At 72.2% G+C, this 19,016-nt stretch carries 17 protein-coding genes; 6 read left to right on the plus strand and 11 right to left on the minus strand.

All coding sequences use genetic code 11. The features are described from left to right. Positions 1-3: 3 nt before the first annotated feature. Together ACIHAD_RS02915 and ahcY are read right to left on the minus strand one after the other, a co-directional pair. A complete protein-coding gene (locus ACIHAD_RS02915) occupies positions 4-1,239 on the minus strand; it encodes an adenosylhomocysteinase (protein WP_397352623.1) in 1,236 nt (411 codons plus the stop codon). A 64-nt stretch (positions 1,240-1,303) separates the two neighbouring features. Beyond that, positions 1,304-2,731 carry an adenosylhomocysteinase gene (gene ahcY / locus ACIHAD_RS02920; protein ID WP_397352625.1) on the minus strand — a complete coding sequence of 476 codons (1,428 nt, stop codon included), beginning with the start codon at positions 2,729-2,731 and terminating at the stop codon, positions 1,304-1,306. Between the two features lie 101 nt (positions 2,732-2,832). Here ahcY and ACIHAD_RS02925 point away from each other — a divergent pair, with 101 nt between their 5' ends. Beyond that, positions 2,833-3,168 carry a MerR family DNA-binding transcriptional regulator gene (locus ACIHAD_RS02925; RefSeq protein ID WP_397352626.1) on the plus strand — a complete coding sequence of 112 codons (336 nt, stop codon included), beginning with the start codon at positions 2,833-2,835 and terminating at the stop codon, positions 3,166-3,168. A gap of 4 nt (positions 3,169-3,172) precedes the next feature. Here ACIHAD_RS02925 and ACIHAD_RS02930 read toward each other — a convergent pair whose 3' ends face one another. The 5 genes from ACIHAD_RS02930 to ACIHAD_RS02950 are packed head-to-tail and all read right to left on the minus strand — an operon-like array spanning position 3,173 to position 7,179. Further along, entirely contained in the window at positions 3,173-4,099 is a 927-nt protein-coding gene (locus tag ACIHAD_RS02930) for a cation diffusion facilitator family transporter (protein ID WP_397352627.1), read from the minus strand. 50 nt (positions 4,100-4,149) lie between these two features. After that, positions 4,150-5,256: an SIS domain-containing protein gene (locus ACIHAD_RS02935; protein ID WP_397352628.1), complete on the minus strand. Its 1,107-nt coding sequence runs from the start codon at positions 5,254-5,256 to the stop codon at positions 4,150-4,152. Further along, entirely contained in the window at positions 5,253-5,420 is a 168-nt protein-coding gene (locus ACIHAD_RS02940) for a Trm112 family protein (protein ID WP_352323388.1), read from the minus strand. Before ACIHAD_RS02940 ends, ACIHAD_RS02935 begins: the two co-directional genes overlap by 4 nt. After that, positions 5,417-6,766, minus strand: a complete 1,350-nt coding sequence (locus ACIHAD_RS02945) for a phosphomannomutase/phosphoglucomutase (RefSeq protein WP_397352629.1) — start codon at positions 6,764-6,766, stop codon at positions 5,417-5,419. The genes ACIHAD_RS02940 and ACIHAD_RS02945 overlap by 4 nt, the downstream gene beginning before the upstream one ends. A gap of 44 nt (positions 6,767-6,810) precedes the next feature. Next, complete coding sequence (locus tag ACIHAD_RS02950; RefSeq protein WP_352323386.1) at positions 6,811-7,179, minus strand: DUF3499 domain-containing protein; 369 nt, start codon at positions 7,177-7,179, stop codon at positions 6,811-6,813. A 367-nt stretch (positions 7,180-7,546) separates the two neighbouring features. On the opposite strand from ACIHAD_RS02950, the gene ACIHAD_RS02955 reads away from it, so the two are divergent. After that, positions 7,547-7,906 (plus strand): metallopeptidase family protein, encoded by a 360-nt coding sequence (locus ACIHAD_RS02955; RefSeq protein WP_357702700.1) that lies wholly within the window; start codon positions 7,547-7,549, stop codon positions 7,904-7,906. Between the two features lie 29 nt (positions 7,907-7,935). Here ACIHAD_RS02955 and ACIHAD_RS02960 read toward each other — a convergent pair whose 3' ends face one another. The 4 genes from ACIHAD_RS02960 to ACIHAD_RS02975 all read right to left on the minus strand — a co-directional run bounded on the left by ACIHAD_RS02960 (position 7,936) and on the right by ACIHAD_RS02975 (position 15,352). After that, positions 7,936-9,240: a DUF5719 family protein gene (locus ACIHAD_RS02960; protein WP_397352630.1), complete on the minus strand. Its 1,305-nt coding sequence runs from the start codon at positions 9,238-9,240 to the stop codon at positions 7,936-7,938. Further along, positions 9,237-12,041, minus strand: coding sequence for a glycosyltransferase family 2 protein (locus ACIHAD_RS02965; RefSeq protein WP_397352631.1), 2,805 nt, complete (start codon positions 12,039-12,041; stop codon positions 9,237-9,239). Before ACIHAD_RS02965 ends, ACIHAD_RS02960 begins: the two co-directional genes overlap by 4 nt. A 104-nt stretch (positions 12,042-12,145) precedes the next feature. After that, entirely contained in the window at positions 12,146-12,406 is a 261-nt protein-coding gene (locus ACIHAD_RS02970; RefSeq protein WP_020546325.1) for a WhiB family transcriptional regulator, read from the minus strand. 321 nt (positions 12,407-12,727) lie between these two features. Continuing rightward, positions 12,728-15,352 (minus strand): hypothetical protein, encoded by a 2,625-nt coding sequence (locus ACIHAD_RS02975; protein ID WP_397352632.1) that lies wholly within the window; start codon positions 15,350-15,352, stop codon positions 12,728-12,730. Between the two features lie 181 nt (positions 15,353-15,533). On the opposite strand from ACIHAD_RS02975, the gene cofD reads away from it, so the two are divergent. The 4 genes from cofD (at position 15,534) to ACIHAD_RS02995 (ending at position 19,014) form a co-directional block, all read left to right on the plus strand. Then, positions 15,534-16,472, plus strand: coding sequence for a 2-phospho-L-lactate transferase (gene cofD / locus ACIHAD_RS02980; RefSeq protein ID WP_397352633.1), 939 nt, complete (start codon positions 15,534-15,536; stop codon positions 16,470-16,472). Next, positions 16,469-17,740, plus strand: a complete 1,272-nt coding sequence (locus ACIHAD_RS02985) for a coenzyme F420-0:L-glutamate ligase (protein WP_397352634.1) — start codon at positions 16,469-16,471, stop codon at positions 17,738-17,740. The genes cofD and ACIHAD_RS02985 overlap by 4 nt, the downstream gene beginning before the upstream one ends. A 100-nt stretch (positions 17,741-17,840) precedes the next feature. Next, positions 17,841-18,572, plus strand: a complete 732-nt coding sequence (locus ACIHAD_RS02990; protein ID WP_397352635.1) for a lytic polysaccharide monooxygenase — start codon at positions 17,841-17,843, stop codon at positions 18,570-18,572. Positions 18,573-18,588: 16 nt separating this feature from the next. Continuing rightward, a complete protein-coding gene (locus ACIHAD_RS02995; protein ID WP_397352636.1) occupies positions 18,589-19,014 on the plus strand; it encodes a DoxX family protein in 426 nt (141 codons plus the stop codon). Positions 19,015-19,016: the final 2 nt, after the last annotated feature.

Consider the following 19,016-nt stretch of genomic DNA (forward strand, 5'->3'; position numbering starts at 1 on the left):
CGGCTAGGAGCCGACCCGCCAGGAGTGGAGGTAGTCCTCCTGCTCGGGGGTCAGCGTGTCGATGCCGATGCCGGCGGCGGCCAGCTTGAGCTTGGCCACCTCGTGGTCGATCTCCTCCGGCACGTCGTACACGCCGGGCACGAGGCCCGCCCGCTGCCCGGCCAGCCAGGCCACGGCCAGCGCCTGCGCGGAGAACGACATGTCCATGACGGCCGCCGGGTGCCCCTCGGCGGCGGTCAGGTTGACCAGGCGGCCCTCGGCCAGCAGCAGCAGGCGGCTGCCGTCGGGCATGACGTACTCGTCGGTGTTCGGGCGCACCCCTCGATGCACCTCGTGCGCCATCTCGTCGAGGGCCCGTACGTCGATCTCCACGTCGAAGTGGCCGGCGTTGGCCAGGATCGCGCCGTCCTTCATGACCGACAGGTGCTCGGCCCTGATGACGTCCCGGTTGCCCGTCACGGTGATGAACAGGTCGCCGATCATGGCCGCCTGGGCCATGGGACGCACCTCGTAGCCCTGGAGGGTGGCGTCGAGGGCCTTGACGGCGTCGATCTCGGTGACGATGACCCTGGCGCCGAGCCCCTTGGCCCGCTCGGCCACGCCGCGCCCGCAGAACCCGAACCCGGCCACCACGACCGTACGGCCGGCGAGCATGGTGTTGGTGGCCCGCATGATCCCGTCGAGCGTGGACTGCCCGGTGCCGTACCGGTTGTCGAACATGCGCTTCGTACGGGTGTCGTTGACGGCCACGACCGGGAACCGCAACGCCTGCTCGGCGGCCATCTGCCGCAGCCGGATGATGCCGGTCGTGGTCTCCTCGCACCCTCCGCTCACGCCGTCGAGCAGGTCGGTGCGCTCGGTGTGCAGGATGTTCACCAGGTCGCAGCCGTCGTCGAGGACGAGGTCGGGCCCGAGGTCGAGGGCCTGATGGATGTGCAGGTAGTAGGTGGCGCGATCGACCCCGGCACGGGCGTGCACGGCGATCCCGTACGCGCGCAGCGCCTCGGCCACGTCGTCCTGCGTGGACAGCGGGTTGGAGGCGGCCAGCGCGATCTCGGCGCCGCCCGCCTTCAACGCGCCCATGAGCACGGCCGTCTCGGCGGTGACGTGCAGGCAGGCCGCGATCTTCAGCCCGTCCAGCGGCCGTTCGAGCGCGAACCGCTCACCGATGGCGGTCAGCACCGGCATCGAGCGCGCGGCCCAGGAGATCTGCCGCTCGCCGCTTTCCCAGAGATCCATGCCCAGCCCCTCGCGAGAAGAAGCGGCTCCGGGAGGGACCCCCCTCCCGGAGCCGCCCTGCCGATCAGTAGCGGTAGTGGTCGGACTTGTACGGGCCCTCGACGTGCACGCCGATGTAGGACGCCTGCTCCTTGGTCAGCTCGGTGAGCTTGACGCCGAGCGCGTCGAGGTGGAGGCGGGCGACCTTCTCGTCGAGGTGCTTGGGCAGCGTGTAGACGCCGGTCGGGTACTCGGCCGTCTTGGTGAACAGCTCGATCTGCGCGATCACCTGGTTGGTGAAGGAGTTGGACATGACGAAGCTGGGGTGGCCGGTGGCGCAGCCCAGGTTCATCAGGCGGCCCTCGGCCAGCACGATGATCGAGTGGCCGTCGGCGAAGACCCACTCGTCGACCTGCGGCTTGATGGTGATGCGCTCGATGCCGGGCAGCTTGGCCAGGCCGGCCATGTCGATCTCGTTGTCGAAGTGGCCGATGTTGGAGACGATCGCCTGGTGCTTCATCTTCGCCATGTGCTCGGCGGTGATGATGTTGAAGTTGCCGGTGGCGGTCACGAAGATGTCGGCGATGCCGACGACCTCCTCCAGCGTGGTGACCTGGAAGCCGTCCATGGCCGCCTGGAGGGCGCAGATCGGGTCGATCTCGGTGACGATGACCCGGGCGCCCTGGCCGCGCAGCGCGTCGGCGCAGCCCTTGCCGACGTCGCCGTAGCCGCAGACCACGGCCACCTTGCCGCCGATGAGCACGTCGGTGGCGCGGTTGAGGCCGTCGATGACGGAGTGGCGGCAGCCGTACTTGTTGTCGAACTTGGACTTGGTGACCGAGTCGTTGACGTTGATCGCCGGGAAGAGGAGCTGGCCGTTCTTGTGCATCTCGTAGAGACGGTGCACGCCGGTGGTGGTCTCCTCGGTGACGCCCTTGATGCTCTCGGCGATGCGCGTCCAGCGCTTGTCCTCGCCGACCGTGCGGGTGAGCAGGTCGATGATGACGTGCCACTCCTCCGGGTCGTCGGCGCCGGCGGGGGGCACGGCCCCGGCCTTCTCGTACTCGGCGCCCTTGTGGACCAGGAGCGTGGCGTCGCCGCCGTCGTCGAGGATCATGTTGGGGGCGTCACCGTTCGGCCAGGTGAGGGCCTGCTCGGTGCACCACCAGTACTCCTCCAGCGTCTCGCCCTTCCAGGCGAACACGGGGACGCCCTTGGGGTCCTCCGGGGTGCCCTCGCGGCCGACGACGACCGCGGCGGCGGCGTGGTCCTGGGTGGAGAAGATGTTGCAGCTCACCCAGCGGACCTCGGCGCCGAGGTCGACCAGCGTCTCGATGAGCACGGCCGTCTGGATCGTCATGTGCAGCGAGCCCATGATCTTCGCGCCGCGGAGGGGCTGGGAGGCCGCGTATTCCTTGCGGATCGCCATGAGGCCGGGCATCTCGTGCTCGGCGAGCCGGATCTCCTTACGGCCGAAGTCGGCAAGTGAAAGGTCGGCGACCTTGAAGTCCATCGGGTTCCCCTCGCGTCACGATTGGTGTCGCGGACGAGTTTAGGCGGCGCTCGGGCAGCCCCGCATCTCCGAGACAGCGAAACTGACGTAAGAATGTAAGGATGCGCATCACGGAAGCAGCCAAGCGGCTCGGCATGTCCCCTCGAATGCTCCGATACCGGGAGGCTCTGGGGCTGCTGCCGCCGGTCCGGGAGCGCGGCGCGCACCGCAGATTCGGTCCTGAGGAACTGGCCGCCGTGGCGCAGGGGGTGGAGCTGGAGAAGCGGTTCGACGTCTCGCCCGCCGAACTGGCCTTCGCCTTGCGCGTGCTGAGCGAGCCGCAGGTGGCCGCGGCCGTGCGCGAGCTGGGCGTGCGCATCGGCCGCATCCAGGTGCCGCGCAGGGCCCTGGACTTCGAGAAGGAGAAGGCCCTGAGGCTGCTGCGGCCCCGGGGCTAGAGCGTCAGCCGGCCGTCGTGCGCAGCCGGTCGAGGTCGGGCTCCAGGTAGATCACCCGCGCGATCGGCACGGCGTCGCGGATGCGCCGCTCGGCCTCGTCGATGCCGCGGGCCACCTCGCCGGCCGTGTCGTCGTGCTCGACCGCGATCTTGGCGGCCACCAGCAGCTCCTCGGGGCCGAGGTGCAGCGTGCGCATGTGGATGATCCTGGCCACCTCGGGCGCGCCCTCCAGCGCGGCCCGGATCTGCTCCTCGACCTCGGGCGACGCGCCCTCGCCGAGCAGCAGCGACTTGGTCTCGACGGCCAGCACGATCGCGATGACGGCCAGCAGCACGCCGATCATGAGGGTGCCGATGCCGTCCCAGACGCCGTCGCCGGTGACGACGGCCATCGTCACGCCGAACAGCGCGAAGATCAGGCCGAGCAGCGCGCCCAGGTCCTCCAGCAGGATGACGGGCAGCTCGGGCGACTTGGAACGGCGGATGAAGGCGAACCACGACTGCTTGCCGCGCAGCGGGTTGGACTCCTTGACCGCCGTACGGAACGAGAAGCCCTCGGCGATGATCGCGAAGATCAGCACCGCGAACGCCCAGATCGGCTTGTCGACTTCGGCCGGTGCGGAGATCTTGTGCCAGCCCTCGTAGATCGAGAAGACCGCGCCGATCGTGAACAGCACGACGGCGACCACGAACGCGTAGAAGTAACGCTCGCGCCCGTAGCCGAAGGGGTGGGCCTTGTCGCTGGCCCGCTGGGCCCGTTTGCCGCCGATCAGCAGCAGGAGCTGGTTGCCCGAGTCGGCGACGGAGTGGATGCCCTCGGCCAGCATCGAGGACGACCCGGTGAAGAACGCCGCCACGAACTTCGCCACCGCGATCGCCAGGTTGGCGCTCAGCGCCGCAATGATTGCCTTCGTGCCACCACTCGCGCTCACCGGTCGTCTCCGCTCATAAAGATCACCTAAAAAGACCCTGACATGGGATCCTATTGGGAAATCCTGGCCCGAAGCTCAGTGATCGTGGCCACAGGCGTCGGATCGACGGCGTAGCCGAGGGCCAGGTAGGTGGCGGCGTAGTCCGCCAGGCCGACGAGCGTGGCCAGCCGTTCGAGCGGATGCACCCCCTCCGCGGTCAGCTCGCTGACCGGCACGTCGCGGTCGTGCGCGAGCCGCAGCGACGCCTCGCGCTGCCGCGTCACCTGGGGATGCTCCTCGACGTCGCGCAGCATGACGAGCCTGAGCGTCGGCCCGGCCGTGTCGGCGAAGATGTCCCGCTCGGCCAGCGGCCCCTCCAGGGCCGCCACCTGGTTGTGCGCGGCCTCGGGCAGCTCGCCGAAGATGGCGGGGTACTTGCCGTTCTCGTTGAGCTGGGAGGCCAGCCGGTACGCCGCCGCGCGGGCCACCGGCGAAGAACCCCAGATCATGGGGATGCTCTCGGCCAGATCCATGGCAAGGGACTTACCCGGATTGACGAAGGACTCGCTGGAGGGACGGCAACGGTTGGCGATGTCCTCAAGGGTCGCGGCCACCCGCTCGAACACCTCGGGCTCGGCCGTGACCAGCCCGAGCGCGGACGCGGCCACGATCACCGGGATCGTCAGCAGCCACAGCGCGGCCCGGGACGGACCGTCGGGCCGCACCGGGACGTGCACCGCCGACGCCTGCACGGCCACGGCCTCCAGCGGCGAACCGGGCGGGCACACGGCCAGCAGCCCGCACCCCCGCCGGACGGCCTGGACGGCGAGGGAGACCGTCTCTTCCTCGTCGCCGCTGGCGGACACGGCGATGACCAGGTCGGTCGCGCCGACCCAGCCCGGGAGCTGGTAGGAGCGCAGCGTCACGATCGGCAGCGGCACGCCGTTGCCGCACACCGCCGCGAGGATGTCACCGGTCAGGCCCGCCGTGCCCATGCCCGCGACCACGACGGCCCGCGGGCGGCCCTGGGCGGACAGGCGGTCGAGGCCGGCCTCGACCGCGGCACGGCGACCCGTGCGCACCTGGGCGGCCGAGGCCGCGACCGCGAGCAGCATGCCGCCCGGATCGGCCGCGGTGAGGTGTTGCTGGTCATCGAGCCGCCCGGGCTCCCAGGTCACGGCTTCCTTGCCTCATCGACCAGCAGGACGGGGATGTCGTCGCGCACGGGGTAGATCAGACCGCAGTCCGTGCAGACCAGCTCCTCGGTCTCGGCCTCGGCGCGCAGGGGCGCCTTGCAGGCCGGGCAGGCCAGGATCTCCAGCAGCCAGTCGTCGATCTTCACAATGACACCCTTCCCACGATGGCGAGGACCTCGTCCTTGATCGCCTGCATCTTGCTCTCGTCGGCCGCCTCGGCGTTCAGTCTGAGGAGCGGCTCGGTGTTGGACGCGCGCACGTTGAACCACCAGTCGGGGCCGGTGATCGTCAGCCCGTCGAGCTCGTCGACCTCGCCGCGGCCCTCGAAGGCCGCGCGCACGAGCGCCAGCGCCTGGCCCTGGTCGGCGACCGCGCTGTTGAGCTCGCCGGAGGCGTGGTAGCGGGAGTAGGCCGCCACCACCTGGGACAGCGGGCGGTCCTGCTCGCCCAGCGCGGCCAGCACGTGCATCGCGGCGAGCAGGCCCGAGTCGGCGAACCAGAAGTCGCGGAAGTAGTAGTGGGCCGAGTGCTCGCCGCCGAAGATCGCGCCGGTGCGGGCCATCTCCGCCTTGATGAAGGAGTGGCCGACGCGCGTGCGCACGGGCGTGCCGCCGTGCTCGCGGACGATCTCGGGCACGCCGAGCGAGGTGATCACGTTGTGGATGATCGTGCCGCCCGGGTTCTTGGCCAGCTCACGGGTGGCGACCAGGGCGGTGACGGCCGACGGCGAGACGGACGCGCCGTGCTCGTCGACCACCCAGCAGCGGTCGGCGTCGCCGTCGAAGGCGAGGCCCAGGTCGGCGCCGTGCTCGACGACGGCCCGCTGCACGTCGAGGAGGTTCTGCGGCTCCAGCGGGTTGGCGTCGTGATGGGGGAAGTTGCCGTCGAGCTCGAAGTAGAGCGGGATCAGCTCCAGCGGCAGGCCCTCGAACACGGCCGGGACCGTGTGGCCGGCCATGCCGTTGCCCGCGTCGGCGACCACCTTGAGCGGCCGGATCGCCGACAGGTCGACGAGGGAGCGCAGGTGGTGGGCGTAGCCGGACAGCAGGTCCTTCTCGATCAGCGACCCGGTCGGGGTGGCGGTGGCGCCCACCAGCTCGGCCGCGCGGTCGCGGATCTCGCCCAGCCCGGTCTCGCCGCCGATCGGCACCGCGCCGCCGCGGCACATCTTCATCCCGTTGTACTGGGCCGGGTTGTGACTGGCGGTGAACATCACGCCGGGCAGGCCCAGGCTGCCGCTGGCGTAGTAGAGCAGGTCGGTGGAGCCCAGCCCGGCGAACACGACGTCGGCCCCGCGCGAGCGGGCGCCCCTGACGAACGCGTCGGCCAGCGGCACGGAGGACTCGCGCATGTCATGGGCGACCACGACGGACGCGGCCCCGGTCACCTCCACGAACGCCGCACCCACGGCCTCGGCGATCGGCTCGTCGAGCTCGCCGGGAACCACCCCGCGAACGTCGTACGCTTTGAAGATCTTGGCGAGGTCGCCCACTCTCTCCAGCTCCGCCCCTAGGTCGTTTGTCGTGTGAAACGAGCCTACCGGTCGCGGTGCTGCTGGGCCGACCGAAGAACGCGCAGGTGGCCCCTGCGCCCGACCTCGACGCCTTGGCCGACCGGCTCGCCGCTGCCGGACGGGGTGGGCCTGGCGGCCTCCCTGACGGCGTTGGCCAGCGCCTCAAGGTCGTCCGAGCTGGGTGAGTTGCCATCGGTGGGGAGCCGGACGACCTCCCAGCCGCGGGGAGCGGTCAGCCGCTCGGCGTGTTCGGCGCACAGGTCATAACAGTGTGGCTCGGCGTACGTCGCCAGAGGGCCGAGAACTGCGGTCGAGTCGGCGTATACGTACGTGAGCGTGAAGACGGCAGGCTGGCTGCAAGCGGTGCGGGAACAGCGGCGGACGGGGCTCACGGAGGGACCGTATCTGGTAAGAGTGCGAGGCGCCACTATCTGAGCGCTCTTAACGAGCGTGTCGCCACAATTCGGACACCTGTCGCAGGCTTTCCACCCACATGACCGATGCGCGCGCCTGAGGGACAACCTTGCCCCGTCGCCGTCGACGCCACACCGGCCGCGCCCTGCTTTCCGCGTCGGTTGATCGACCGTCGGCCGAGGGCGAGGCGACCGAGCCGTTCGACCGCGGCGACGCGGGGTGGGGTTCCGGGGGGTCGCGGGCAGGTGCCCTTACACTTGGTCGGTGACTCCAAAGCGCGGTCCCAGACGGCGCGATCGCCACGGTCGTGGCCTGCGCGGCCCCCTCGCCCCCTCCCACGTCCCCATGGCCCGGTCCCGCAGCGAGCGCTTCGACGACCTCGTGCTCGACGCGGTCGACCGGCTCCGGCCCCGATGGGACAAACAGCTGTCCGCCGTGGAGTTCGCGGTCGAGGAGGTGCCGCCGCTCAACGAGCTGGGCGACGGCCCGAGCATGGGCACCGAGCCCATCCCGTTCGGCCGGGCCGACGCGGCCAGCGGCCAGTCGCCCGCCTCCGTGGTGATCTACCGCCGCCCCCTTGAGGCCCGCGCCCGCGACCGCGACACCCTCGGCGCGATGGTGCACGACACGGTGGTCGAGCAGGTCGCCACCCTGCTCGGCCTCGCCCCCGAGACCGTCGACCCGGGCTACGACGACCGCCGCTGACCCGGCCCGACCGGCCCGACCGGCCCGCGTCAGGGCAGCACGACGCGGGCGCTGTCGGTCAGCGCGGGCAGCATGGTCCACATGCGCGCGGGCGCGAGCGGCTGGGCCGTGACGAGCAGCCCGTCCTTCTGCCGCTCCTCGATGACCCGGCCCCCGTAGACCTGGCCCGACACGGGCGTGACGACCACGGCGAACTCGCCCTTGCCGCGCAGCCGCACCTCCTTGGTCCGCCCGGCGGGCACCGCCACGTCGTACGGCCGGCCCGCCGCGCCCTTCACGGGCACCTCCTGCACCCTGACCTCGCCGGGGCCGCCCAGCGCGGTGAACAGCAGCCGCGTGCCGGGCCCGTTGCCCGCGACCGCGCTGCCCAGGTCGAGCGCGGGCGTGCCGGCCGTGAACGCCACGTCCTGCCGCAGGCCGGTGCCGGTGACGACCAGCCCGGCCACGATCGGCTCCGGCGCGGTGAGCACGAGCGCGGCCGGCTCGCCGCCGATCCCGGTGGTCACGTCCAGGGCGACCACGCTGCCGGCGGGCACGTCGATGGTCTCGCGGCCCTTCATCGCGTACTCGGCGTCCTGGCTGACCGCCTTGACCTGGACGGACACGTCGCTCTCGCCGGGGGCGGCGACCAGCAGCTCGCGCTTCCCGCCGCCGCCGGGGATCCCGGGCACCACCACGCGGGTGGCCGGGGGCGCGGCGAGCGGGAGCCAGTCCACGCCGCCGGCCTGCATCGACGCCCTGGCCGCCACCGCGAGCCGGCCGAAGACGGTGGTGACGCCGACGGCCATGACGTCCGCCGAGGGCGCGAGCGTCCTGAGGTCGATCTCCTTGTGCTCGCCCGGCGCGATCTCCAGGCCGCGGCCCCTGTCGCCGGAGACCAGGCCCTCGGCCGCGTACACCTCGACGTCGGCCTGGGCCGGGGCCTTGTCGGCGTTGGTGAGGTGCAGGATCACGTCGGCCGCCGCCGGGCCGGGGCCGACCAGCCAGGCGGACTGCGCCGGCTCGGTGCAGCGCACCCCGGACAGCCCGCGTGCCGCGCCCGAGGTCACCCGGGTGGTGTATCCGGCTTCGAGCGCTCCCGGGCCGTTCGTCACGTACGACTGGGCGTTCTTCATGACCTCGTGGGACAGGCGTCCGGGCAGGTAGACGTTCATCCGCGCGCCCTTGGCGCCGGGGCAGACGGCGGTCACCGACTCGACGGCGACCTTCCGCGGCCCCTCGGCCCTGGGCGGGACGGCGGCCGGGCGGGTGACGAACGCGACGCCGTACAGGGCGGACAGGGCCACCACGACCAGCACCAGCAGGCCGAACCTGTTCTCCACGAACGCCTTCATCGCGCTCCCACGGGCACGGGCACCTCGACGCCCTCGACCGCGCCGCTCGCCCGGCGTCCCGGCATGGCCAGGGCCAGTACGAGCAGGGCCAGCGCGCCCTGGGTCCACAACCAGGGCGTGTGCAGGACGTCCGCGGGCCGGGCGGGCACCCGGGTGACCGGCTCGACCAGCCGCCACAGGCCGCCCGCCTCCGACAGGCTCATGCGCTGCAACGACGGCTGCGAGTCGAGCGACCTGGCGAGCCGCGGCGGCACCGGCGCGGCCACGGCCACCATGGCGATCCCGTGCTGGGCCAGCGTCGCGGCGTCCGTGCCGCCGCGCCCGCCGACCAGGCCCCGCGCCGCGACCGCCACCTTCGTCCGCCCCTCGGACGCGACCGGCAGCTCGGCCTCGCCGATCAACGGGGTACGGCCGTGCAGCACGGTGAAGGCGTCCCCCTTGATCAGCAGCGTGCGCTCGCCGTGCCGGGTGCTCCACGTGGCCAGCACGGGCAGCACCTCGGGCGCGTCGCCGGTCAGCGGGCCGCGCACCCCGTACGCCACCCAGTACCCGGCGGCCAGGATCGGCGTGCTCACGGCGGCGGCCACCACCAGGGTCGCGCCCAGTTTGCGCAGCCCGCCGCCGGCCCGCAGCTCGGCCAGCCGGTGCGCGGTCAGGCCCACGAGCACCAGCAGCCCGGTCCCCGCGAACGCCAGCGGCACGCCGGGCCAGGCCCGCGCCCCCTCGACCTCGATCCGGCCGACCAGGATGGCCGCCAGCACGCCGTACAGCGTGATGCCCCAGCCGATCGCGACGATCATCCGCTGGCGGCGCATCAGCAGCGCGGCCAGCGCGGTCACCACCAGCCCGGCCGTCACCCAGAACGGCGGCAGCCCCGGCCCTCCCGGGCTGAGCGCGAGCAGCGACTCCGGCGCGAGCCCCGCCTCCACCAGCGCGGGATCGTGCAGGCCCGCCTCCAGCAGGATCCGGCCGGGGTCCGTGACCAGCCCGGCCAGCCACGGGAGCAGCAGCGCGACGGGCACCGCGAGCGCGATCACCATGGAGGTCACCACGCCGCGCCGCACCCCGCCGTACGCGACGGCGGCCAGCACGCCGAGCACCGCGAAGAGCGGGTACACCAGCGGGACGAACGCGGTCCCCACGGCCAGCAGCAGCCCCAGCGCCCAGGCCGCGCGCCGGGCACGGCGCCGCTCGCCGGACAGCAGCGTGGCGCCGAGCGCGGCGTACACCGGGACCAGTACGAACACCACCGCCGTGCCGAGCCGCCCGGACGCGATCGCACCGGTCGCGACGGGGAGCAGCGCGTACGTCCCCGCCGCCCACGCCCGCGCGGGCACCGCCGGGATGACGTGCCGGGTCGCCAGGTACGCCGACGCCCCGGCCAGCGGCACCGAGCCGAGCAGCAGCACGGACACGGCCAGCCACGTCTTGCCCAGCGCCGGCGTCGAGGCCAGCGCCAGCAGCGCCACGTACGGCGGCGCCCAGTCGGTGGAGCCGAGCCCGATGTCGTGGAAGCCCTCGGTGTAGAACCGCCACAGGTCTCCCGCGCCGCCGGTGACCGGGACCAGCGCGCCGCCGCCCAGCCGGTCGCCGCCGAGCAGCGACCGTTCGGCGGCCAGCGAGATCACGGTGAGGGCGAGCATGAGGACGACGCCGGGCCGCCTGAGGAAGCCCTTGACCGCGCCGGTGTCCGCCGGCGTGCTCTCCTCGTCGTCCTCGGCGGCGGAGTGGTGGTGGTGGCGGCCGGCGGAGTCCACGGGGCCCTCGCCGGCGAGGAAGCTCTGCACCATGTCGGCCAGCCGCCGGTAGGCGCCCCCCGGCGGCGTCAGCAACCGCTTTATACGGATAAATCCCTTTTTACGGCCGTCGCGGCGGGCCCTGCGCGCCTTCAGCAGCCGGAACGGGTGCACCAGGATCGACCCCAGCGCCACCATCTCGTCCAGCGCGTTCGCCGGCTGCTTGCCCACCAGGAACAGCAGCGTGCGCAGGGCCGAACCGGCCAGATTCCGGATCAGCGCCCACAACATCACGCGGAACGGCAGGTTCGCCATGATGACGAACATCGCGTTCCGCCGGTCGAGCCTGCGCGGATGGTCGCCGCTGACCGTGATCCGCCGCCGCCTGCGTGCCGCCGCCTCGGCGTGCCAGGCCACCGCCGAGGTCACGGCCAGCACCCGGTGGCCGGCGTTGCGTACCCGCCAGCACAGGTCGAGGTCGTCGCGGAAGAGCGGGAACAGCGGGTCGAGGCCGCCGAGCCGCTCCCAGACGTCGCGGCGGACCAGCATGCCCGCCGTGGAGACCGAGAGCACCTCCCGGGTGCCGTCGTGCTGCCCCTGGTCGAACTCGCGCGGCTCCAGCCCGGTGTCCCTGCGCCCGGTGAGGCCGACGGTCACGCCCAGTTCGAGCAGCCGCCTGCGGTCGAGCCAGTCGCGCAGCTTCGGGCCGAGCACCGCCGCCTTGGGATCCTGCTCGGCCGCCGTCAGCAGGGCCTCCAGCGCCCGCCGGTCGGGGGCGCAGTCGTCGTGCAGCAGCCAGAGCCACTCGTTCTGGCCGCACGGCGGCAGCTTGTCCAGCACTTCCGCCACCGCGTCGCCGAACGAGGCCGAGCGCGACAGCGCGAGCACGTTGGACGCGCCGAGCGTCTGCGCGAGCAGGTCGGCCGAGCCGTCCCTGCTGCCGTTGTCCACCCCGGCGACGCGCTCCGGCCTGCGGCTCTGACCGGCCAGCGCGCGCAACGTCTCCCCCAGCCAGCGCCCGCCATCATGGGCGACGACGATCGCGGTGACGAGGGGACGGGTCATGGGCGGGCGACTCCAGCGTTGATCAGGCGCGCCCACCCTACAGGTGTGACCACACGCGAAAAAGGGTCACGCGGGCTACCGCGTGACCCTTTCGCTCATATCCCCTAAACGGCCTGGCGCTTGATCCGTCTGCGCTCCCGCTCCGACAACCCACCCCAGATGCCGAATCGCTCATCGTGTTCGAGTGCGTATTCCAGGCACTCGGCACGGACCTCACACGATCGACAGACCTTCTTGGCTTCTCTGGTGGAGCCGCCTTTTTCCGGGAAGAACGCCTCCGGATCGGTCTGCGCGCACAACGCACGCTCCTGCCATCCGAGTTCTTCAGCGTCAAGCTGATCCTGTGCGATGACCGGATCGGTCACTGCACACCTCCCTGCCGCCCGCCCGCAATGGAGCCCCCCATGGACGCCTTCCTCCTACCCACCCACGGGAAGGCGTAACAACATGGTTGTAATTACACGCGCGTGCCGTACGTGACGTCAAGCGGCATGACGGTATCCGGGGAAAGACCGACTCTCGCCCCGGTGTGCTCGGCATGTGGTGTTCGCACCAGGCCGAGGCCCCCTGCACAGCAAGGCTTCGACCCGGTTCGTTCAACGCTGTCAGCGGTCGGAACCGTACCAGGGCGGGGTAGACGCCCGCCCTTTGGGCCACCTTCTCTCTAGCCGTCGTTTGCCGGTCCGTTACCTGCGTGGCTCGTTGGGCGTGTATATGGCCGTTGGGTCGATTGGGTCGTCACCCGGGCGGTTCTGGGCGCCCAGGGCGTCCCCCAACTGCGAGGGGTCGAGCCGCATCGTCGACTCGCCCTGCGCCTCGCTCCACCCGGCCGGGGCCTGGTGGGTGGGGCGGTAGGTCGGGGGCTCGTACTGGCCCTGCCGGGGTTCGTACGCGTTCTGCTGCTGCTGGTAGGGCTGGCCCTGCTGCGGGTGGCCGAAGGGGTCGTCGTACGGCCTGGCCGGCTGGCCGCCGTAGTCGGGGACCCTCAGGTCGGGCTGGCCGGCCGTCGAGCTCTGGTAGGTCTCGGCCTGCTGGTAGGCGTCCAGGAGCTGCTGGGAGCGCGGGTCCACGGGCGGGTCCGGCTCCTGGTAGGCGGGGGTGGCGTACTCGTGGCCGGAGTAGCCGGTGAACGGCTGGCCGCCCTGCTGGTCGAAGGCGCTCTGGCGGTCCAGGTACGGCTGCTGCTGCTCCGCCTGCGGGTACGGGACGCTCGGGCTGGTCTCGCCGCTGGGGTACGCCTGGTCGGCGAAGGCGCTCTGGGAGCCGTCCCTCGGGGCGTACGGGTTGTCGGGGGTGGGGTAGCCGGCCTGGCCGTACGCGCTGGGCTGGCTGTCGGCCGGGACGTACGGCGCGGGGGTGTACTCGCCGGCGGGCGGCTGGTAGCCGGAGTCGGGGAGCGTCTCGGACGGGGTGTAGGCCGGTGCGGCGTACCCCTGGTCCTGGCCGAAGCTCTGCGGCGGGAAGCCCTGGTCCGGCTGCGCGCCCGGCTGCGCGCCCGGCTGCCCGGCCTGGCTCTGGGGGTGTCCGAAGGGCTGGTCGGTCGGGCCGTACGGGCGCTCGGGCGCCGGGGGGAACGGCGGCTCGGGCTGGCGCGTGGGCTGGTCGGTGGACGCGGCGGGCAGCGCGGCCCTGGCCGGCTGGTAGGGCTGCTGCTGCTGGTACGGCTCGGGCTGCTGGCCGTGGGAGGGCTGCTGGCCGAAGGGCACCTGGTCAGACTGCTGCCGGCCCTGGGACGGCTGACCGAAGGCGGCCTCGGACTGCTGGCCCTGGGACGGCTGGCTTTGAGACGGCTGACCGAAAGGAGTTTGGTCCGGCTGGCTTTGAGACGGCTGACCGAAGGGGGTCTGGTCGGGCTGACCTGGAGACGGCGGGCCGAACGGGGACTGGTCCGGCTGGCCCTGTGAAGGCTGGCCGAACGGCGTCTGGTCGGGCTGGCCGTAGGCGGGCTGCTGGGGCTGGGCCTGGCCGTACGCGGGCTGGGCTTCGGGGGCCTGGGGGGCGTAGGGGGACGGCGCCTCGGCCGCGTGCGGGACGGCGGTCTCGGGCTGGTGGCCGTAGCCGGGGGCGGTGGCGTCGTGCTGGCCGAAGCCGGGCGCGGACTGACCGTAGCCCGAGGGGTCTGGCTGGCCGAAGGCGGCAGCGGAGGGGGCGGGCTGGCCGTAGCCGGGGGTGGAGGGCTCGGACTGGCCGTAACCAGGGGTGGAGGGCTCGGGGTGGCCGCCGTAGCTCGGGGGCTGCTGGCCGTATCCGCCGCCGGGCTGCCCGCCGGGGCTCGGCGCCTGGGCACCGTAGCCGTGCTGCTGGCCGAAGGGAGCCTGCTGGTCCGGCTGGCCGAACGCCGACTGCTGGTCCTGACCGTAGGGAGCCTGCTGGTCCGGCTGGCCGAAGGGAGCCTGCTGGTCCTGCTGGCTGTTGGCCGTCTGCTGGCCGAAGGCGACGGTCGCCTGCTGGCCCGAGGGCGGCTGGGGCGCGTACCCCGAGGAGGCGGGCTGGGGCTCGTAGCCGGAGGAAGAAGGCTGGGCGGCGTAGCCCGGGGTCTGCTGGCCCGAAGGGGGCTGCGGGGCGTAGCCGGAGGAGGCGGGCTGGGGGGCGGGGGCGGCGGACTGGGCGTCCTGGCCCGGGGGAAGCTGGGCGAGCGCGGGCTGCTGGCCGTAGGGGGTCGGCGCGGCGTGCGGCTGCGCGTACGCGGGCTGGGAGGGCTGGTCGGGCTGGCCGTAGGCGGGCTGGTCCGGCTGCCCGTAGGGGGAATGGGGCTGGTCCGGCTGGCCGAACTGCTGGGGGCGGCCGTACGGGGACTGGTCGGACTGGCCGAACTGCTGGGGCTGGCCGTAGTGGGTGGTCGGGCGGCCGTACCCGTCGAGGGTGGGGATGGCGGAACGGTCGGGCAGGACCTCGGGGAGCAGGTAGACCAGCGCGACGACGGTCAGCGCGAGCGTGGGCACGCCGGTGAGCACGTACTCGACGACCCCACGGAAGCCGCCCCCGGCGAACAGCCCGACGACCAGCGCCAGCGCGCCGAACACGGCGGCGAGCAGCAGGCCGGCGGCCGAGCCGTAGGCGATGGTCCTGGCCTTGGACGAGCGCTCGCCCGCCCTGGTCACGAGCAGCACGGCACCCACGAGCAGCGCGGTCACGACCGGGCTGGTCAGGCCCAGCATGTTCGCGGCGGCACGGTCGGCGAACCCGCCGCCGAGCGAGCTGCCCGAGCCGATCAGGATGTGGCCGATCGACAGGACCACGTCCAGCAGCCCGGTGACGAGCATGATCCAGGCAGCCGGCTCCCGTAGTCGCGCGGCATTTACTTTGCTCATGAGTAACCCCCATCGGACCCTTTGGCCCGAAGGGAGTTTGCCACATTGCCGACTTTCGCGGCGGGCGTCCCAAGAACCTCTTCCCTCCCATTTACCCCTATACCTGGAACTTCCTGCCACGAAGTGGGGCAGAAGCACTCCCCCCACGGGGATGTCGGAGCCCGGTGAAAGACTGGGACGCATGCACATCGTGTCCCTCGCCGGCGGCATCGGCGGCGCCCGTTTCCTGCGCGGCCTGCGCGCCACCGCACCCGACGCCTCGATCACCGTCATCGGCAACACGGGTGACGACATCACCCTGTTCGGCCTGCGCGTCTGCCCCGATCTCGACACCGTCATGTACACCCTGGGCGGCGGCATCGACGAGGAGCAGGGCTGGGGCAGGGCCAAGGAGTCCCATGTCGTCAAGGAGGAGCTGGCCGCCTACGGGGTCGAGCCGCAGTGGTTCGGGCTCGGCGACCGCGACTTCGCCACCCATATCGTCCGCTCCCAGATGCTGGAGGCGGGCTACCCGCTCTCGCAGATCACCGAGGCCCTGTGCGCGCGCTGGCAGCCGGGCGTGCGGCTGCTGCCGATGACCGACGACCGCTGCGAGACGCACGTGGTGGTCTCCGACGAGCGCGGCAGGCGGGCGGTGCACTTCCAGGAGTGGTGGGTGCGCCTGCGCGCCTCGGTCCCGGCCGAGTCGTTCGCGCTGGTGGGGGTCGAGACGGCCAAGCCCGCGCCGGGCGTGCTGGAGGCGATCGAGCAGGCCGACGTGGTCGTCCTGCCGCCGTCCAACCCGGTGGTGAGCATCGGCACGATCCTCCAGGTCCCGGGCATCCGCGAGGCGGTCGCGGCCAAGACCGTGGTCGGCGTCTCCCCCATCATCGGCGGCGCGCCCGTGCGCGGCATGGCCGACGCCTGCCTGACGGCCATCGGGGTGGAGACCTCGGCCCAGGCCGTGCTCGACCTCTACGGCGCGGGCCTGGTCGACGGCTGGCTGGTGGCCGAGGAGGACTCCGGGGTGGCGCTCGACGGCGTGCGCGTGGTGTCCCGTCCGATCCTCATGCACGACGCCGAGACGGCCGCCGACATCGCCCGTACGGCGCTCGACCTGGCCCTGGAGCTGGCCCGATGAGCTCGCGGCGGATCGAGGTCATCGCCGTCACCGGCATCGGCGAGGTCCGGCCGGGTGACGACGTGGCGGCCCTGCTCAAGGACGCCGACCTGCGCGACGGCGACATCGTGGTGGTCACCTCGAAGATCGTCAGCAAGGCCGAGGGGCGCGTCCGCCGGGCGCCCGACCGGGCGAGCGCGATCGAGGAGGAGACCGAGCGGGTGGTCGCCAGGCGCGGCGACACGGTGATCGTCCAGACCCGTCACGGTTTCGTCATGGCCGCGGCCGGGGTCGACGCCTCCAACACCGAGCCCGGCACCGTCCTGCTGCTGCCCGAGGACTCCGACGCCTCCGCGGCGCGGATCAGGGCCGGGCTGGGCGCGCGGGTGGGGGTGATCGTGTCCGACACGTTCGGGCGTCCGTGGCGCAACGGGCTGACCGACGTGGCGATCGGCGCCGCCGGGGTGCGTCCGCTCGACGACTTCCGCGGCTCCTCCGACTCCTACGGCAACGCGCTCAGCGCCACCGTCACCGCGCTGGCCGACGAGATCGCGAGCGCGGCCGAGCTGGTCAAGGGCAAGCTCGACGGGGTTCCCGCGGCGATCGTGCGCGGCCTCGGCCATCTGGTGACCGACGACGACGGGCCGGGGGTCAGGCCGCTCGTCCGCCCGGCCGACGAAGACCTGTTCCGTTTCGGCGCCCGCGACGTCGTGTTCGCCCGCCGTACGATCAGGGAGTTCTCCGACCGGCCGGTCGACGGCGAGGCGGTGCGCAGGGCGGTGGCCGCGGGCATCGCGGCGCCGGCGCCGCACCACACGACCCCGTGGCGGTTCGTGCTGGTCGAGTCGGCGCGCACGCGCACCGAGCTGCTCGACGCCATGCGCGAGGCGTGGGTCGAGGACCTGCGCGCCGACGGGTTCACCGAGCAGTCGATCGCCAAGCGGGTCAAGCGCGGCGACGTCCTGCGCAACGCCCCCTACCTGGTGGTGCCGTGCCTGGTGATGGAGGGCTCGCACACCTACCGCGACGACCGGCGCAACGCCTCCGAGCGGGAGATGTTCGTCGTGGCGACGGGCGCCGGCGTGGAGAACTTCCTGATCCAGCTCGCGGTCGAGGGGCTGGGCTCGGCTTGGGTGTCCTCCACGATGTTCTGCCGGCCCGTGGTGCGGCAGGTGCTCGACCTGCCGGAGTCGTGGGACCCGATGGGCTGCGTGGCGATCGGGCACGCCGCGGCGCCGCCGCGCGACCGCGCCCCCCGTGACCCGCGCGATTACATCGTGACGCGCTGAGCCTCTGACGAGAGTCTGGAAATCTGGTAAGCCAACCGTTTACCGTTAGGAAACTTTCCTTTACATTTGGACTATCCCCCCATGTAAAGGAGCCACTTCAATGCGAAGGACTCTCACGTTAGTCGCCGTGGCGGTGATCACCATCGCCACGGCGGTGTTCAACACCTCTCCCGCGTTCGCCCATGGCTATGTGAACTCGCCCCCCAGCAGGCAGGCGTTCTGCGCCCAGGGCAAGGTGCCCGACTGCGGCCAGATCGTCTACGAGCCGCAGAGCGTCGAGGGCCCGAAGGGCCTGCGGAGCTGCAACGCCAACCTTGGCCAGTTCGCCCAGCTCAGTGACGAGAGCAAGCCTTGGCCGGCCACCTCCGTGGGCAACTCGGTGACCTTCACCTGGACGTTCACCGCCAGGCACGCCACCCTCAACTACGAGTACTACATCGGCGGCAACCGGGTCGCCGTCTTCAACGGCAACGGCCAGCAGCCGCCGTCGACGATCTCGCACACGGTGAACCTCTCCGGCTACTCCGGCCGCCAGAAGGTCCTGGCGATCTGGAACATCTCCGACACCTCCAACGCCTTCTACTCCTGCATCGACCTGCAGATCGGCGGCGGCGGCAACCCGACCCCCACCCCCACCCCGACCGTGACCCCCACGCCCACCCCGACGCCGACGCCGACCGCGACGGCCTCGGGCACCTGGAAGGCCGGCACGGCCTACACCACGGGCAGCACGGTCACCTACAACGGCGTCTCCTACCGGTGCCTGCAGCCCCACACGGCCATCGCCGGCTGGGAGCCGCCGAACGTCCCGGCGCTCTGGCAGCGGATCTGACTGTCTGGACAGGCTGATGACGAAGATTCGTGACGCCGCGCTGTCGCTGTTCCGCATCGTGGTGGGCCTGCTGTTCGCCTGCCACGGGGCCGCCACTCTGTTCGGCGTACTCGGCGGCCCCTACGGCGGATCGACCCCCTCCGTAGGACACTGGCCCGACTGGTGGGCGGGGGTGATCGAGCTCGGCGCGGGCGGCCTCGTCCTCATCGGGCTCGCCACCCGCGTCGCCGCGCTGCTGTGCTCGGGCACGATGGCCTACGCCTACTTCACCGTCCACCTGCCCAAGGGCCTGTTCCCGTTGCAGAACGGGGGCGAGACCGCGGCCATGTTCTCGTGGTCGTTCCTGATGCTGGCGCTGCTCGGCAGCGGCGCGTGGTCGCTGGACAAGCTCGTGTCCCGCGTCCACCATCGCGGCGAGAACGCCACCGTCCACCAGATGTAGGC

The organism is Nonomuraea sp. NPDC052265 (assembly GCF_044547985.1).
In the GTDB taxonomy this organism is placed as follows: domain Bacteria; phylum Actinomycetota; class Actinomycetes; order Streptosporangiales; family Streptosporangiaceae; genus Nonomuraea.